Genomic DNA, 16,877 nt, shown 5'->3' with positions numbered 1-16,877 from the left:
TCAATAAGGGTTTTTAAAGCTGCAGTTACATAACCGTTACATAAGAATCAGGCCCAAGAGGGGACGTATTTGGTGTGCTTCTTGGATTTATTTTCGGGGTCATAGATTTTTATTTGGCCAGCTTCCAGCGTATCGGCGATAATACGAGAAGCCATCGGATAATTTGATTCCGCAATTCCCATGCGTTCCCGAAAGGATTGATTAGTCATTTGCTGCCCATTGGCCTGCTTCAGGCATGCGTGCTGATAACAGGCGCGAATTTTATCGCGACGGTCCATCTCGCGAAGAGGACGCGGAGCGTAGAGAATAACTTGGGTAGAATTATCGCCGCGAATAAAATTAGGCGCGGGTAATTGGTGCTTCTCGCATTCTTCTACTACCCGGTCAATGCCACTGCCCCGGCGCTCGCAGAAATCGAATAATTGCATTGCAGCAGCAATTAGCTCATTACGGCTGACTGGGGGATGATTCAAGAACTCCGATACATTAATTAATGGTGTACCAGGATTTGTTATCTCAATCCGGTTATCAAACACTTCAACCATCAGTGACGAGCCCGAAACAGTGAAGTCTTGATGTATTAGTGCATTAGCTACCAACTCTCGCACTGCTTTGAGCGGATAAGTAGGAATTGTCTCCCGACGAACACTGCCAATTTCCTCTACAGTGGGAAGTCGAGCATTCAGCCAGTCGATAGCCCGCTGAAAAGCAATAGCGTAACCCATCTGTCCAGTTTGGTCCTCTTTCTTGGCCTCAGTTCGGCCGGTGCCATTATACAGGATAATGCGCATTCCTTTAAGTTCAAGTTGTTCAAACCGTTTTAGGTCGCGGGCGAATAAAATAGCTCCTAGATTAGTAATATGCAGGCTGCTATTTGTTCTAATAACAGCCTTATTGGTAATCAGCCTAGCAATAACCTCTTGATTATCGCTGGGTGTAGAATATTGGTACAAGGCAGAAAAACGTTGCCAATCTAGTAACTCTAAAACTTGGATAGCTGATGCATTAGCATAAGCTACACCTCGTTCAAACGCAATCTGCTGCTGAAAGCGGCCTTCAATCCGGTGGCGTTCGTCGGTGTTCAGCGGGCCTAAGCTTTCGCCATCTCGGCCGTAAAAATGGCCTTTCCAAGAGGTCGGGTGGCCGGGCGTAGCAGGAGGAATCTCGAATAAAATGACCCGCTTACCGGAATGGTCAAACTCGTGAATATTGCGGAAAGTAATTCGATTGTTACAGTGGATAGCAATTTCCCTAGTCAGCGACTGAAGATGGTTGGGAGCAGGACGAAAGTTGGTCCCAATAACATTTTGTCTATCAGTAATTCCAAAAACCAGCCATGCTTCTTCCGCGCCTTTCAGATTCGCCTCATTACTCAGAGCGCTAAAATATTGTCCTAGCTCATCGAAGTGGAAGCTGTTTTTGGCTTCTTTAAACTCAACCAACTCATTCTCGCCAGGCATTGCCAGTAGGTTATGCAGAATCTCTGATAAATCGTAGGCTTTCATGAGAATTATAAAGCTAGAGCGCTGACGGAATGAGGAATTGACGCAAAGATGCGCCCAGCAGTACCTTGGCACGGCATTCCTCTCCCAAGTTTTTATAAAGCTCCTGCTCACGCTGCTGCTGAAACTACCAGTTGCCAAGGCTGGGCGCGTTGGGGTTGCGGGTGCTGCGGGTGCTGCGGGCGCTACGCCCGCGTCGGAGCTCCTGCCCCGGCCGCGCCTTACTTTGCGACCCGGCCCTTTGCCGGCTATTCGTGCTCATGCCCCAACGCCTCGTTTTCGTGTACAATGCCGATGGCAGCCGCCTGGCCGGCCTCAAGGACCTGTTTCATAAAATACTTTCGCCCAGCACTTACCAGTGCTCGCTGTGCGCGGTTACCTATGGCGCGACTTCGATGCAGCCGGAGTGGCGCGCGTTTATCAAGGCGCTGCCCGTGCCGGTGGATTTTCTGCACCGCGACGAGTTCGTGCGCGACTATCCGCAGTGGGCGCGGCACCCGCTGCCGGCCGCTTTCGCCGTGGGCGAAGGCGGCGCGCTCACGCCCTTCATCGAAGCGTCGGAGATGGACGCGGCGGATTTGAACGGGCTGATGGAACTGGTGCGGGAGCGGCTGTAAGGGCGGGGAAATGCTGATAAACAATGTCATGCCGCGCGGAGCCGAGGCATTTCGCGTGTCACCACTAATCCATTTGTCCTGCGGAGTTGATTACTACCCCACGCGAGATGCCTCGGCTCCGCGCGGCATGACGTTCTTTTGTGCGATTCATTTTCGCTTTTCCTCCTGATACTTCACATGAAACTACAATTCCTGCTGGGCGCGGCGCTGCTCACGGCCGGCTCGGCCCTGGCCCAAACCATCAATACCGGTCCGGCCTACGACTCGCGCACGCTGTTCAACCCAAGTTTTATTGAGCAGCTGAGCACGCCCACGCGCACGGCCGGCGGCCAGCCCGGGGCGCAGTACTGGCAGAACGCGGCCGACTACAAAATTGACGCCCGCCTCGACGAGAAAACGGCCCGCGTGACGGCCACCGCCACCATCACCTACACTAACAACTCGCCCGATGCGCTGGCCTTCGTGTGGCTGCAGGTCGACCAGAACCTGTACCGCGAGGACTCGCGCGGGGCGGCTATCACGCCGGTGGGCGGCGGGCGCTTCGGCAACAACTCGCGCGGCTTCCAGGGCGGCGACTCACTGCAGACCGTGAACATCGAGCTGCACGGCAAGAAGCTGAAAGCCAACTACCGCGTAATCGATACGCGCATGCAAATCATGCTGCCCGAGGCCCTGAAGCCCAACGGCGACAAGCTGAAAATCGACATCGCCTACGGCTTCAGCATCCCCGAATACGGCTCCGACCGGCTGGGCCGCCTGCAAACCAAAAACGGCGAAATCTTTGAAGTGGCGCAGTGGTACCCGCGTATGGCCGTGTACGACGACGTGGAAGGCTGGAACACGCTGCCCTACCTCACGGCCGAGTTTTACCTCGAATACGGCAATTTCGACTACACTTTGAACGTGCCTGCCAACTACCTCGTGGGCGGCTCGGGCGAGCTGGTGAACCCCACCGAAGTGCTGACTTCGGCCCAGCAAAACCGCCTGGCCAAAGCCGCCGGCTCGGACCAGACGGTACTGGTGCGCTCGGCCGACGAAGTGACGCAGGCTGGCTCGCGGCCCGGTGGCAAAAACGGCCGCCTCACCTGGCATTTTAAGTGCCAGCGGGCGCGCGATGTGGCCTGGGCGGCCTCGGCGGCTTTCGTGTGGGATGCGGCGAAGATGAACCTGCCCAGCGGCCGCAAGTCGCTGGCGCAGTCGCTCTACCCGGTCGAATCGGCCCAGGATACGGCCTGGAACCGCTCGACGGAGTACGTGAAGAAGAGCATCGAATACAACTCGAAGCAGTGGTACGAATACACGTACCCGGTGGCCACTAACGTGGCCGGCGTGGTGGGCGGCATGGAGTATCCGGGCATCGTGTTCTGTGGCGCGAAGGCCCGCAAAGCCAGCCTGTGGGGCGTAACGGACCACGAGTTCGGCCACAACTGGTTCCCGATGATTGTGGGCTCGAACGAGCGCAAGTACCCGTGGATGGACGAGGGCTTCAACACTTTTATCAACATCTTGTCGAGCAACAATTTCAATAACGGCGAATATGCCAAGCAGATAAATGATACTGCCCGGCTGGTGCAGGGCAACATCCGCTACATCATGGACCCGGCCACCGTGCCGCCCTACACCGTGCCCGACGTGACGCCCTCCAACTACCTCGGCTACGCGGCCTATAGCAAGATGGGCTATGGCCTGTTTCTGCTGCGCGCCGAGATTCTGGGGCCGGAACGGTTCGACTACGCATTCCGCACCTACATCAAGCGTTGGGCCTTCAAGCACCCGCAGCCTAAAGATTTTTTCCGGACCATGAACGATGCCAGCGGCGAGGACCTGACCTGGTTCTGGCGCGAGTGGGTGTACAACAACTGGACCCTCGACCAGGCCGTAACCACCGTCACCTACGTGAATCAGGACCCCGCCCAAGGCGCCCTCATCACCGTCGAAAACCTGGGCCAGGCCGCCATGCCTATCATTGCCGACGTGACCGAAACCGGCGGCAAAACCACCCGCGTGCGCCTGCCCGTGGAAGTGTGGCAGCGCAGCGGTACCTGGACCTTCCGCTACAACTCCACCACTCCCCTCACGCTGGTGAAGCTGAACCCCACCAAGCTGCTGCCCGATGCCAACCCCGGCAATAACGTGTGGCGGGCGCAGGTGTTGAAATAGTTAAGAGTTTAAAAAAAGCCCGCCTGACGATTCAGGCGGGCTTTTTTTAAACTCTTAACTCTTAACTATTCACCCCGCCGGGCCAGGTTGGGATTGTAGCGGGTGCCACCAAACAAATACAGCATCATCGCCCGTGAATAGCGCAGGATAACTGGTGTAAGCAGCACCGTGACGGCCGTAACGATGCTCACATACACCCAGGTATCGGGGTTGCCCATCAGGTAATAGATGAGCACGCCCAGCACCAGCGTAGTGGCCACGTTGAAGCCAAAGGTGATGTACATCGAGCCGAAGTAGAAGCCGGGCTCGGGCTCGAACGTCTGGCTGCACACGGGGCATTGCGCGGGCATCTGGGCAAATTTGCTGAGGTTCAGGGCAGAGTGGGTGAACAGCTTGCCTTGGTGGCAGCGTGGGCAGCGCAGCTGGGCCAGCGCCAGCGCGGTGGAGTCAACGAGTTCGTAGGTATCAGTTGTAGAGTCGGCCATAACCGGAGTGGGGGAGGGGTGCATAACAGTAGCTGAGCTATACGGGAAAATGCGGCCCGCGCCCATGCGCCGGCCGCCGGCGCGGCACTTGTCGTGTTGGTGGCCCAAAGTTACCCGGTGCGGCGCTCGCCTTTGCAGCCCGTTTGCGGGCACTTACCGGACAAATCAACGCTGCTGCCGAAACGCCTCGGGCGTGCGGCCGGTGTACTTACGAAAGTAGCGCCCGAAGTACGACGCATCCTCGAAACCCAGCTCGTAGGCCACCTGCGCCACGCCCAGTGCCGAGTGGCTCAGCAGCCGCCGCGCCTCGGTGATGATGCGCTCGTGAATGAGGTCGCTGGCCGTTTTGTTGAGCACCCGGCGGCACTGGGCGTTGAGATGGTTGGCCGATACGTGGAGCAGCCCTGCATAGTCGCGCACGCCGCGCAGGCTGCGGTAGTGCTGGTTGAGCAGCGCCCCAAACTGCCGGATTTGCTGCTGGGCCAGGCCCACTTCGGCCGGGGCCGGGGCGGCGTAGTGGCGCGCCGCCAGCTCCAGGCACAGGTGCAGGTAGGCGCGGAAAACCTCTGCCTGGTTGGGCTGCGGAACTGTGAACTCCGCAAAGAGGTGCTCGATGAGCGGGCGGATTTCGGCTTCGGTGGGCGGCAGGTACAGCACCGGCGGGTGCGCGCTGTCGAAAAACGGAAAGTCGTAGAGCCCGCTGCCGGGGTAGCGAAACAGGTAGAAGTCGGCGCTGAAAAACACCACGAAGCCGCGCGCATCCAGCCCCGGGTGCCAGTGGTGCACCTGCCCCGGAGCCAGAAAAAACAGGCTGCCCGGCCGCAGCTCATACGTTACCAAATCGACGGTGTGCGTGCCGGTACCTTCGGTGATGTAGAGCAGCAGGTAGAAGTCGTGCCCATGTGGCGCATTCACGTGCGGAAACCGGACGACGTGGCTTTCCAGCCGGTCGCAGTAGTAAGGCGTGCGGGCCAGCGGCCCCGGAAACGAGGCCAGCGCAAGAACCGGCGGGGCAGTGGGCTTCATGGCGCGAAGGTAGCGCGGAGCCGCGCAGGCCTAAAGTGACACCAGATTCGTTTGCTCCGGTCCGACCGCCCCGGGCGGTCTGACCGGTTGAAGCACCACCGATAGTCGTTCTCACAAAAATTGGTCAGCCCGCCCTGGGCGGGCTGACCGGTAGGCCCGCTTCAACGAGCCGCTTAACCTCACGCCTCCCTTTTCGCACTGCACACCGGCACCCAGTCCGCGCCCTGGCACACCGGGCAAAGCGCGGCCTCGCCCCGGGCCAGTTCCCGCACTTCGCCGCACTTGCCGCAGGCGTGCGCGCCGGCCGCCGCCACGCGGTGCTGCGATTGGGCCAGCAGCTCGGGCCAGATGGGCAGGCCGGGCGCGGCCGCATCGGGGGCGAAGAAATAGGCGCTGAGGTTGCCGGTCGCTTCCATGTAGGCGCGGCGCACTTGGCCGAGGTGCTCCACCTGCTGCTGGCGTAGCTCACCGAATAACTCCTTTTGCGTCAGGTTCAGGCTGTCGGGTTTTTTCATGTTGATGCGGCTTTTCTCGATGAGTAGCACGGGCTTGCCCTCCAGCCAGTCGCCGAAGACCGGGAACCACTCGGTGAGGCGGTTGAATAGCCAGTACAGGGCACTGACTACCGCAAACACGATGATGACGGGCAGCAGCGGCGTGTCGTGGTAAAACATGGTGTCGCCCGCCGCCGAGCTCAGCGCCAGAATAATGCTCAGCTCGAAAATGGAGAGCTGCCGCACGCCGCGCCGGCCCGTCACGCGGAGCGTGGCCAGCAGCAGCAGTACGTCACCACACACCGAAACACGACTTCAAAAAGAAAAGTAGGCGGTGCGTCGGCCGTCCAGAGCAGGCGCTGCCAGTCGAAAGGCGTGATGGATTTGGCGAGGAAGAGCATGGAAACGCAGAAGATATGAAGCTGCTGCTGGTACGCACGGTCCGGCTCGTGGTTGGCCGCGCCGTACCTTTGCCTTACTGCTGGGGTCTGGTCGGCCCCGACTGGCGGGCGCTTATGTAAGCGTCGCGTTGGCGGGCATCGCACGCAGTGGTGGCCGCCGAGAGTAGGTTTCTGGTTTCGCGCTCCTCGTTGCTGGGTTTTAATTCGTTGTCGACTGCCCACGAATTAAAACCCGGCAACCAGCAGCCAGTAACAAGAAACCGGCTTCCAGCTTGGCCGACGCCCGCCAGCAGCAACCAGTTGCCTTGTTGCCGTGAACGTTTCGTTGTTGATTTCCCCCGCCATTTGGGTGGGGCTGCTGGGTGCGGCCGTGCACCTGCCGGGCCTGAGTGCCCCGGGCCAGCCGGCCGCCGCGCCGCGTAGCCGCACCTTCGTGCTCACCAGCACCGCCACCGTGCCCGTGCCCCCGGCCGGCACCAAAACCCTGGATTTGTGGCTACCCGTGCCCCACACCGATGCCTCGCAGGAGGTGCGCGACCTCAAAATTGAGTCGCCGGTGCCCTACAAAATCGAGCAGGGCGAATACGGTACCCAGATGCTGCACCTGCGCGCCGCCACCGTGCCTACCGCGCCGCTGGTGGTGAAGCTCACCGCCCAAATCACGCGCTGCGAGCACCTCAACCTGCGCGCCAATGCGCCCACGGCCAAATTCGTCAAGGAAAAAACCGACCCCAATCTGGCCCGCTGGCTGGCCCCCGACCGCCTCGTGCCGCTCGACCCCACCATTCATCAGCAGGCCGAAGAAGTGGTGGCCAAAGCCGGAGCCAAAACGCCGCTCGAAAAAGCCCGCGCCATCTACGAGCACGTGGTGAGTACCGTGACCTACGACAAAACCGGCCAGGGCTGGGGGCGCGGCGATATCTACTACGCCTGCGACGCCCGGCACGGCAACTGCACCGATTTCCACGCCATTATCATCGGCTACTGCCGCAGCCTGGGCATTCCGGCGCGCTTCAGCATTGGGCTGCCGCTGCCCGCCGAGCGCGGCCACGGCGAAATCAAAGGCTACCATTGCTGGGCCGAGTTCTTCACCCCGGAAACTGGCTGGGTGCCCGTCGATGCCTCCGAAGCCGCTAAGAACCCCGACAAGCGCGCCTACTTCTTCGGGGCCCACGACGAAAACCGCGTCGAGTTCACTCGGGGCCGTGATGTGCAGCTGACGCCCCGGCAAGCTGGTCCGCCCCTCAATTACTTCGTGTACCCCTACGCTGAAGCCGATGGCCAGCCGCTGGAAGTAGCCCGGAAATACGAGTTTTTGGATATCACGGCGCAGTAGCCGGCCTTTGTGCAGCAAGTAAGCACGTCATGCTTCGGCTGCGTTTGGCACGACGTGCTTTCTACAATGGTCAGGCTGTCTGACCACTATGCATTGAGAATAATACAGCCCGCCGATGCTCAGGGAGTGCCGGCGGGCTGTTGCATTGGGGCAAAGGAGGAGCGGAGAAAGATGAAGGGGAAATGAGCGGAAAATGAAGGAGTTAAGAAGATTAATGCCGGCTTAAACTTTCGTGGCGGCGGGGCATCGAAGGCGGGACCGGCGGTTTGGCGTGCTCATCATGTGGCCCTCATGTGGGGGTGCTAACTAGCCGGCCATTGCGCCATCGTTCTGTCCATTTTCTCACATCATTCTCCATGAAAAACCGTTTACTCTTTTACTTGCTGTTGCTGGTCAGCATCATCGGGGCCCGCGCGGGCCAGGCCGCTATCATCACTACTTCGGTGCTGAACGGGCCGAATTTTTGCCAAAGTACCGTGGTGCGCGTGAGCTACACGGTGAGTGGCAGCCTCGACCCGACTAATGTGTTCACGGCCCAACTTTCGGACGAAACGGGCTCGTTTGCCGCGCCGGTCGCTATTGGTTCGCTGTCGGGCACGGCGGGCGGCACCATCAACGGTGCGCTGCCGGTGGGCGTGGTCACGGGCTCGGGCTACCGCGTGCGGGTAGTGGCCTCCAGCCCGGCCACCATCGGCCCGGACAATGGTCAGGACCTCACCATCACTAACATCGGCACCGTGACGGCGGGCAGCAACTCGCCCCTGTGCGTGGGCGGCAACCTGCTGCTCACGGCTACGACCGTGCCGGGGGCCAGCTACGCCTGGACCGGCCCGTCCGGCTTCACCTCGCTGCTGCAGAATCCCACGCTCTCGAACGTCGCCGTGAACCGTTCGGGCACCTACACCGTGACGGCCAGCGCCAACGGCTGCTCGGCCACATCATCGGTGAGCGTGACTGTGAACGCGCTGCCCAACGCCAGCGTAACGCCGCAGGCCGTGGCCATCTGCGCCGGCCAGTCCGTTACGCTGAATGCCAGCGGCGGCGCCAGCTACTCGTGGAGCCCGGCCGCCGGCCTGAGCAGTACCACCGTGGCCAGCCCCACGGCAACGCCCACGGCATCGACCATTTATACGGTGACGGTGACCAACGCCGCCGGCTGCGCCAGCACCTCTCAGACCACGGTGACGGTGCGTGCCACGCCGTCGCTCACCGTGTCGCCGAGCCAGACCATCTGCGCCGGTAGCTCGACTACGCTCACGGCCTCGGGTGCACAGAACTATACCTGGAGCCCCAGCACCGGCCTCAACAACCCCCGCGTGGCCAACCCCATCGCCTCGCCTACCGTCACGACTACCTACACCCTCACCGGCGACAACGGCAACTGCTCGGCCACGGCCACCGTGACCATTACCGTGGAGCCGCTGCCCGCCCCCAGCGCCGGTCCCGACCGGGTGCTCTGCTCGGGGCAGACTGCCCAATTGGGCACCGCGCCGGTGTCCGGCCTTACTTACAGCTGGTCGCCCAGTACGGGCCTGAGCAGCACCTCGTCGGCGCAGCCTACCCTCACGGGCACCAACACCGGCACCGCCCCGCGCGTTACCGTGTACACCCTCACGGCCGTTTCGGCCAATGGCTGCGTGGGCAGCTCCACGGTGCGTGTGACGGTGAACCCGGTGGTAACGGTGAATGCCGGCACGGCCCAGACGTTCTGCTCGGGCGGCTCGGCCTCCTTGGGTGGCTCGGCGGCCGTGGCTGGCTACACCTATAGCTGGAGCCCCGCCACCGGCCTGGCCAATGCCAGCGCGGCCCAAACCACGGTTTCGCTCACCAACGCGACCGGCGCGGCCATCACCACTACCTATACCCTCACCGCCTCCAGCAACGGCTGCTCGAACACCAGCACCGTGGCCGTGACGGTGAATCCGGCCACTTCGGCCGCCTTCACCTACAACGCGGCGTCGTACTGCCAAAGCAGCGCCAACCCTACGCCTACCATCAGCGGCAACGCCGGGGGCACGTTTACTGCTCCCAGCGGATTGACTATAAACGCCGCCACCGGCCAGCTTAACCTGGCCGCCAGCACGGCTGGTACCTATGCCGTGACGTACAGCGTGGGCGGGCCCTGCCCCAGCACCAGCACCCAGCAGGTAACGGTGGCCACGCCCGGCGCGGCCGGCTTCAGCTACGCCAGCGCGGCCTACTGCGCCAGCGGAGCCAACCCCACGGCCACGCTCGTAGCCGGCGCGGCGGCGGGTGCCTTCACGGCTTTGCCCACGGGTCTGAGCCTGAACGCCAGCACCGGGGCCATCAACCTGGCGGCCAGCCAGCCCGGTACCTACACTGTGACCAACACCGTATCTGCCAACGGGGCCTGCCAAGCGGCCTCGGCTACTACGCAGGTGAGCATCAGCGCGGTACCGGCGGCGGCGCTGGCCGTGAGCGGCGCCACCACTTTTTGTCAGGGCAATAGCGTGACGCTGACGGCTAACGGCGGCAGCACCGGGGCCACCTATCAGTTTCTGCTGAACGGCCAGGCTATTGCCGGCGCTGTTTCGGCCACCTACGCCGCCACGCAGGGCGGCACCTACAGCGTGGTCATCACCAATCCCGGCAGCTGCACGGCCACCTCGGCTGGCACCACCCTCACTGTGAATCCTGTGGCCACGCCCACCCTGGCCTACGGTGCCACGAGTTACTGTCAGAACGGCGGCAACAACCCCGGACCAACGGTTTCCATCGCTGGCGGTACGTACGCTTCAACCACCGGCCTGAGCCTGAACGCCGCAACCGGCGCGATTAATCTGGCCGCCAGCGCGCCCGGCACTTACACCGTGAGCTACTCGGCGGGCAGCCCCTGTCCGGGCACGGCCACGGCCAGTATCACCATCAACGCAGCCCCGAGCGCGGCATTTGCCTACGCATCGTCCACGTTCTGCGCCAGTGGCGGCAGCGCCTCGCCCACGCTTGCGGGTACCTCGGGCGGCACGTTTGCGGCCCCCGCCGGCCTGAGCCTGAACACGACCACCGGGACAATTGACCCCGCTTCCAGCACGGCCGGCACCTACACCGTGACCTACACCGTGGGCAGCACCTGCACGGCAATGGCCACCACTGCGGTCACCATCACCACGGCCCCGGCGGCGGCATTCAGCTACCCCGTCACCAGCTACTGCGCGGCGGCGCAGGGCAACGTGGCCCCGGTCTTCGGCAGCGGAGCCAGCGCTGGTACGTTCTCCTCCACCACCGGCCTGAGCCTGAACCTGGCTTCCGGCGTGGTGAATCTGGCGGCCAGCCAGGCGGGCACTTACACCGTCACCAACACCATTCCGGCGTCGGGCTCGTGCGCGGCCACCACGGCTACGGCTCCGATTACCATCAGCGCCGCGCCGGTGGCCACACTTGTAGCCGCCGGCCCGACGGCCATCTGCCAGGGCAGCGCGGTGCTGCTAACGGCCGGCGGCGGTGGGGCCGGGGCTACGTATCAGTTCCTGCTCAATGGCCAGCCCATTGCCGGGGCCACTACGGCTACGTATTCGGCCAGCGCGGCCGGCAGCTATGCCGTGGTCATCTCCAGCGGTAGCGGCTGCGCCGCTACCTCGCCCGCCACGGCCGTGACGGTGAACCCGGCCACCTCGGCCACGTTTAGCTACGCGGCTACCGGCTATTGCCTTAGCAGCGCTACCGCCACGCCCAGCATCGCGGGCACTACGGGCGGCACCTTTGCTTCGACGGCCGGCCTGAGCCTGAACGCCGGCACGGGCACCATTGCCCCGGCCAGCTCCACGCCCGGTACCTACACCGTGACGTACAGCGTGGGTGGCAGCTGCCCCAGCAGCAGCACGGCCACCATCACGATTTCGGCCCCGGCTTCGGCGGCCTTTAGCTACGCCAGCGCCTCGCTGTGCGCCACTGGCACGGCCACTCCGGCGCTCGCCACCGGGGCCATCGCCGGTACGTTCTCCGCTACTACCGGCCTGAGCCTGAATGCCGGCACAGGAGCCATCAACCTGGACGCCAGCACGCCCGGCACCTACACCGTGACCAACACGGTGAGCAGCGCCGGAGCCTGTGGCGGGGCCACGTCCACGGCTACGCTGACCATCAACGCGCTGCCCACGCGCCCAACGCTGACGGCTCAGTACAATGGCCCCACCACCACGCTCACCAGCAGCGCGGCCATCGGCAACCAGTTCTACTTCAATGGCGTAGCCATTGCCGGGGCCGCCGGTCTTACTTACGTGGTGAATTCGGCGGCCCAGCTGGGTTCCTATACCGTTACCACCACCTCGGCGCAGGGCTGCACCTCGCTGCCGTCGGTTGCGCTCGTGGTCACGGCCACGGCCCGGCAGTTGGCCGCCGCTGCGCTGCAAGTGTACCCCAACCCCACGCCCGACGGCAAACTGACCATCGAGCTGAGCGGCACCCACCAGCCGACGCAGCTCACGGTGCTCAACGCCGTAGGGCAGGTGGTGTACCGCGCCGCGCTGCCCGCCACTGCGGCCGCTCAGCAGCCCATCGACCTGAGCGCCCTGCCCAGCGGAGTGTATCTGCTGCGCGCTACCTCGGCCGACGGCACGGCTACGCGCCGCTTCGTGCGCGAATAGTTCAGAGTCACCAAACGCCAAAAATCCCCGTCAGCAGCTGCTGACGGGGATTTTTGGCGTTTGGTGACTGCTGTTGCGCCGGTCACTATTATGCCAGGTGTCGGCCTCACGGAACCAGTACCAGCTTGCCGAAATTCTCGCCCGAAAACAGCTTCAGCAGCGCCGGGAGGAAATTTTTGACGCCGTGCTCGACCTGGATTTTGGGCGAGTGCAGCTTGCCTTCTTTAATCCAGCCGGCCATTTCGCGGGCGGCCGTGCCGTAGTTGGCGGCGTTGTCGAACACCACGATGCCTTCCATGCGGGCGCGGTTCATCAGCAGCGAGAGGTAGTTGGCGGGGCCGCGTACGCCGGTGGTGCTGTTGTACTGCGAAATGGCCCCGCAGATGACTATGCGCGCCTTCAGCCTGATTTGCTCCAGCACGAGGTCGAGAATTTCGCCGCCCACGTTGTCGAAATACACGTCGATGCCTTGCGGGCAGGCGGCGCGCAGGGCCTGGCGCACGTTGTCGGTTTTGTAGTTGATGCAGGCATCGAAGCCGAGCGTCTGCACGCAGTAGTCGCACTTTTCCTGGTCGCCGGCGATGCCGACTACGCGGCAGCCTTTGAGCCTGGCAATCTGGCCCACCACACTGCCCACGGCCCCGGCCGCGCCGGATACCACCACGGTTTCGCCCGCCTTGGGCTGGCCTGTGTCGAGCAGGCCGAAGTAGGCCGTCATGCCCGGCATGCCGAGGGTGGCCAGGTAGGCTTCGAGCGGCACGATGCTGGGGTCAACTTTCACGAGGTATTCGGGGCTGCGCGGGTCGGTGGCCCCGGCTCCCACCACGGCGTACTGCTGCACCCCGAGGCTGCCGGTCACGTAGTCGCCCACGGCGAAGGCGGGGCTTTTCGACTCGGCTATCTGCCCGGCCACGCCGGCCCGAAACACGTCGCCAATGGCAATGGGCTTGATGTAGCTGCGGCCCTCGTTCATCCAGCCGCGCATGGCGGGGTCGAGGGAGATAAAGCTGATTTTAACCAGCACTTGGCCGTCTTCGAGCGAGGGCACCTCAATGGTTTCAATATCGAAATTGGCCGGCTGCGGCAGCCCCACGGGGCGCGAGGCAAGTTTGACGCGGGTGTTGGTGAGGGACATGCTTATTTAAGGGTTTGAGGGTGGGAGGCGATGGGGGTAGGAGGGGTGCAAGTTGCGCCGGCCGGGGCTTAACCTAGGTTAGGAAATTCAGGGATTTTCGGCAAAAAAAGAACGTCATGCCGAGCGCAGCCGAGGCATGACGTTCTTTTGAAACGTGCAACAGGTGCTTATACCAACCTACTTTACTGCCGGCACCGCCTGCGTCGTTTCCAGCGTTTCCAAATCCTCGGCCGTGAGGCGCAGCTCGGTGGCTTCGAGCAGCTCCGTGACCTGGCCCACGCTGGTGGCGCTGGCGATGGGCGCGGTCACGGCCGGCGCCTGCATCAGCCAGGCCAGGGCCACCTGGGCAAGGGTGGCCTGCTGGCGGTCGGCCACGGCATCGAGAGCGGTGAGCAGGGTCAGGCCCTTGTCGTTGAGATATTTCTGGCCGACGCCGGTGCCGCGCGCGCTTTTTTGCAGGTCGACCTGGTCGCGGTACTTGCCGGTGAGGAAGCCGGCGGCAAGGCCGTAGTACGGAATCGCGCCGATGTTTTCCTGCAGCAGGAGCGTGGCCAGGTTCTGCTCAAAATCTGCCCGGTCATACAGATTATACAGGTTTTGCAGCGTCTCGTAGCGCGGGAAACCGTGTTTGGTGCTGGCCGCCAGCGACTCCTGCAGGCGGGCAGCAGTGAAATTGGATGCGCCGATAACGCGCACCTTGCCTTCCTTCACCAGCTGAGCGTAGGCTTCGAGGGTTTCCTCCACGGGCGTGGTCGGGTCGTCCTTATGCGATTGGTACAGGTCGATATAATCGGTTTGCAGGCGCTGGAGCGAGCCTTCCACGGCGCGCAGAATGTAGTCCTTTTTCAGGCCCTTGTTGTCGGCATTCACCTCCCAGCCCACTTTAGTGGCGATGATGACATCATCGCGCCGGCCGCGCCGCCGCAGCCACTTGCCAATGATGGTTTCGGACTCGCCGCCGACGTGGCCGGGCACCCACACGGAATAAGCGTCGGCTGTGTCGATGGCATTGCCGCCGTTGGCCACGAAAGCATCGAGCACGGCGAAGGAAGTGGCTTCGTCAATAGTCCAGCCAAAGACGTTGCCGCCCAGCATGAGGGGCGAAATTTGGAGGCCGGAGCGGCCGAGTTCACGGGTTTGCATAGGAGATATTATTGTGAAAGACAAGCTTTGCTAACCGATAATCAACGCCGAAGGTTGGCTGGCAGCGGGCTCAGCCACCAATACCTGCCAGCCGTGAGCCGGCACTTCAAGCGGCTGGCCGGGGCTCAGCGTCATGGCTTCATCGCTGAATAAATCCCGCCACTGGCCGGCCACGGCGGGCACCGCCCGGGCCTCGGCGGCAATGTTCACGGCGCAGAGCACGGCCGCGTCGCCTTTGGAGCGGGTGAAGGCGTAGGTATCGGCCGGGCCGGGCAGGCGGCGGAGCTGGCTGGCGGGGTCGCCGTTGGCCAGGGCCGCATGGGTTTTCCTGAGCTGAAAAAGACGCGTGTAGAAGTCTTGGAGCGGGAAATCTCCCCACTCGATGGTATCGTGGCCGAAAAATTCCAGCCGGCGGTTCAGGCCTGCTTCCTGGCCCGAATACAGCATGGGCATGCCCGGCAGCAGGGCCGTGAGCACGGCGAAGGGCTGCGCCAGCGGCCCCAGGCGCTCGTACTCGGTGCCGTCCCAGCTGTTCACGTCGTGGTTGCTGGTGAAGTGCATGAGGTACACCGTGGGCGGGTATTTTTCGCGCTCGGCGGCCAGGTAAGTGTCTATGTCGGCCAGGGTGGCGTGGCCCTCGGCAATGCGGTCGAGCAGGTAATGCAGGCGCAGGCCGAAGCTCATGTCGAAGGCCTTTTCGAGCAGTCGCGTATCGGAGTCGAATTCCTCCCAGCTCAGCCCGCCCGAAGGGTAGAGCTCGTCCCATTCGGCCAGCATAAATATTGGCTTAATGGCGTCGAGCACGGGCCGGGTTTCGTCCCAGAAATCGGTGGGTACCAGGCCGGCCACGTCGCAGCGGTAGCCGTCGATGTCGGTTTCCCGCAGCCACCAGGACAGGGCGTCGGTCATGTAGCGGCGCATTGCGCGGCTGGTGTAATCCAGCGCCACCACGTCGGTCCAGTCGGGCACGGGCGGCACCAGCTGGCCGGCGGTGTCGTGCTGGTACCAGTCGGGATGCTCGGCGATGAGGGCGTTGTCGCGGCTGGTGTGGTTGGCCACCCAGTCCAGTAGCACCTTCATTCCCAGCGCGTGGGCCGTCTGCACCAGGTGGCGCAGGTCGTCGAGCGTGCCAAACTCCGGGCTCACGGCGAAGTAGTCGCGCACGGCATACGGCGAGCCCAGCGCGCCCTTGCGCCCGACCTTGCCGATGGGGTGCACCGGCATCAGCCACACGATGCCGATGCCCATTTTTTGCAGGCGCGGCAGGTGGGTCTCAAAGGCCCGAAAAGTGCCTTCCGGCGTGAAATTGCGAACGTTGACTTCGTAGATGGTGGCGTGGGCCGCCCATTCGGGGTGGGCCACCGTGAAGCGGGCGGCAAGCGGGTGGTCGGGCATCTTGAGCGGGAGCGGTGGAGTGTAACGCTACGCGCCGCCAAGGATGGTGGTTGTCGGCTGAATGGAGTAGAGATGCAATAGTTGGAGTCTCGTCGTTGAACGACCGAAACCGCGCCGAACCGTGCCAACTAAACAACATCAGCAACGACGAGACTCCAACTATTGCGTCTCTACCCCTCGTAAAACTCCAGCGGCAGGCCGTCGGGGTCCGAAAAAACGTAAAACGGCGGCCGGTGAGCTCATTCACGCGCACCGGCTCGCAGGGCACCTCGTACGCCGCCAGGTGCCGGATGGCGGCGGCCACGTCGGGCATGGCGAAGGCGAGGTGGCGCAGGCCGGCGGCTTCGGGGTAGCTGGGGCGGGGCGGCGGGTTGGGGAAGAAAAACAGCTCCAGCACGTACTGCCCGCCGATGGCCAAATCCAGTTTGTGCGAGTCGCGCGCCGCCCGGTAGGTTTCGGCCACGATTTCGAGCCCGAGAATTTCGGTGTAGAAGCGTTTCGAGGCCACGTAATCGGAACAGATAACGGCAGCATGGGCAAAGTTGGGTTGATGGGGCCGGCAATATCTGCAATTGCGGC

General features: G+C 62.8%; 12 protein-coding genes. 4 read left to right on the top strand and 8 right to left on the bottom strand.

The features are described 5' to 3' along the window. Positions 1–47 precede the first annotated feature (47 nt). Positions 48–1,505 carry an ATP-binding protein gene (locus tag KQ659_RS14680; RefSeq protein ID WP_216680371.1) on the bottom strand — a complete coding sequence of 486 codons (1,458 nt, stop codon included), beginning with the start codon at positions 1,503–1,505 and terminating at the stop codon, positions 48–50. 257 nt (positions 1,506–1,762) lie between these two features. On the opposite strand from KQ659_RS14680, the gene KQ659_RS14675 reads away from it, so the two are divergent. Both KQ659_RS14675 and KQ659_RS14670 read left to right on the top strand, forming a co-directional pair. Further along, entirely contained in the window at positions 1,763–2,119 is a 357-nt protein-coding gene (locus tag KQ659_RS14675) for a hypothetical protein (protein WP_216680372.1), read from the top strand. Between the two features lie 177 nt (positions 2,120–2,296). After that, positions 2,297–4,279, top strand: a complete 1,983-nt coding sequence (locus tag KQ659_RS14670; protein ID WP_216688323.1) for a M1 family metallopeptidase — start codon at positions 2,297–2,299, stop codon at positions 4,277–4,279. Between the two features lie 65 nt (positions 4,280–4,344). Here the strand turns inward: KQ659_RS14670 and KQ659_RS14665 are convergent, their stop codons facing one another. The 3 genes from KQ659_RS14665 to KQ659_RS14655 all read right to left on the bottom strand — a co-directional run bounded on the left by KQ659_RS14665 (position 4,345) and on the right by KQ659_RS14655 (position 6,587). Next, a complete protein-coding gene (locus KQ659_RS14665) occupies positions 4,345–4,764 on the bottom strand; it encodes a DUF983 domain-containing protein (RefSeq protein ID WP_226915783.1) in 420 nt (139 codons plus the stop codon). A gap of 165 nt (positions 4,765–4,929) precedes the next feature. After that, positions 4,930–5,790, bottom strand: a complete 861-nt coding sequence (locus KQ659_RS14660) for a helix-turn-helix domain-containing protein (protein WP_216680374.1) — start codon at positions 5,788–5,790, stop codon at positions 4,930–4,932. 179 nt (positions 5,791–5,969) lie between these two features. Beyond that, entirely contained in the window at positions 5,970–6,587 is a 618-nt protein-coding gene (locus KQ659_RS14655) for a DUF421 domain-containing protein (RefSeq protein WP_216688324.1), read from the bottom strand. Positions 6,588–6,998: 411 nt separating this feature from the next. Here KQ659_RS14655 and KQ659_RS14650 point away from each other — a divergent pair, with 411 nt between their 5' ends. Together KQ659_RS14650 and KQ659_RS14645 are read left to right on the top strand one after the other, a co-directional pair. Beyond that, positions 6,999–8,021 carry a transglutaminase-like domain-containing protein gene (locus tag KQ659_RS14650; protein ID WP_226929992.1) on the top strand — a complete coding sequence of 341 codons (1,023 nt, stop codon included), beginning with the start codon at positions 6,999–7,001 and terminating at the stop codon, positions 8,019–8,021. A gap of 356 nt (positions 8,022–8,377) precedes the next feature. Beyond that, positions 8,378–12,625 carry an Ig-like domain-containing protein gene (locus KQ659_RS14645; protein ID WP_216688326.1) on the top strand — a complete coding sequence of 1,416 codons (4,248 nt, stop codon included), beginning with the start codon at positions 8,378–8,380 and terminating at the stop codon, positions 12,623–12,625. Between the two features lie 106 nt (positions 12,626–12,731). On the opposite strand, the gene KQ659_RS14640 is transcribed toward KQ659_RS14645, so the two are convergent. From KQ659_RS14640 to KQ659_RS21890, 4 genes are all read right to left on the bottom strand, one after another. Further along, on the bottom strand, positions 12,732–13,760 hold the full coding sequence (locus KQ659_RS14640; RefSeq protein WP_216686261.1) for an NADP-dependent oxidoreductase: 1,029 nt from the start codon (positions 13,758–13,760) through the stop codon (positions 12,732–12,734). A 177-nt stretch (positions 13,761–13,937) separates the two neighbouring features. Continuing rightward, the gene (locus tag KQ659_RS14635; protein WP_216688327.1) at positions 13,938–14,903 is read right to left on the bottom strand and encodes an aldo/keto reductase; all 966 of its coding nucleotides are present in this window, start codon (positions 14,901–14,903) and stop codon (positions 13,938–13,940) included. Positions 14,904–14,933: 30 nt separating this feature from the next. Further along, on the bottom strand, positions 14,934–16,151 hold the full coding sequence (locus KQ659_RS14630) for an alpha-amylase family glycosyl hydrolase (RefSeq protein WP_455429300.1): 1,218 nt from the start codon (positions 16,149–16,151) through the stop codon (positions 14,934–14,936). 25 nt (positions 16,152–16,176) lie between these two features. Then, complete coding sequence (locus tag KQ659_RS21890; protein WP_317197809.1) at positions 16,177–16,806, bottom strand: VOC family protein; 630 nt, start codon at positions 16,804–16,806, stop codon at positions 16,177–16,179. Between the last annotated feature and the right edge of the window lie 71 nt (positions 16,807–16,877).

It is taken from the genome of Hymenobacter siberiensis (assembly GCF_018967865.2).
GTDB classification, from domain to species: Bacteria; Bacteroidota; Bacteroidia; order Cytophagales; family Hymenobacteraceae; genus Hymenobacter; species Hymenobacter siberiensis.
Note: the sequence above shows the minus strand (reverse complement) of the source record. Positions and strands in the feature narration are given on the sequence as shown.

Coding starts and splice junctions, on each gene's coding strand:
- KQ659_RS14675 (WP_216680372.1), top strand. CDS start 1,763: ATGCCCCAACGCCTCGTTTTCGTGTACAATGCCGATGGCAGCCGCCTG.
- KQ659_RS14645 (WP_216688326.1), top strand. CDS start 8,378: ATGAAAAACCGTTTACTCTTTTACTTGCTGTTGCTGGTCAGCATCATC.
- KQ659_RS14640 (WP_216686261.1), bottom strand. CDS start 13,760: ATGTCCCTCACCAACACCCGCGTCAAACTTGCCTCGCGCCCCGTGGGG.
- KQ659_RS14660 (WP_216680374.1), bottom strand. CDS start 5,790: ATGAAGCCCACTGCCCCGCCGGTTCTTGCGCTGGCCTCGTTTCCGGGG.
- KQ659_RS14665 (WP_226915783.1), bottom strand. CDS start 4,764: ATGGCCGACTCTACAACTGATACCTACGAACTCGTTGACTCCACCGCG.
- KQ659_RS14670 (WP_216688323.1), top strand. CDS start 2,297: ATGAAACTACAATTCCTGCTGGGCGCGGCGCTGCTCACGGCCGGCTCG.
- KQ659_RS14680 (WP_216680371.1), bottom strand. CDS start 1,505: ATGAAAGCCTACGATTTATCAGAGATTCTGCATAACCTACTGGCAATG.
- KQ659_RS14630 (WP_455429300.1), bottom strand. CDS start 16,151: ATGGGCATCGGCATCGTGTGGCTGATGCCGGTGCACCCCATCGGCAAG.
- KQ659_RS14635 (WP_216688327.1), bottom strand. CDS start 14,903: ATGCAAACCCGTGAACTCGGCCGCTCCGGCCTCCAAATTTCGCCCCTC.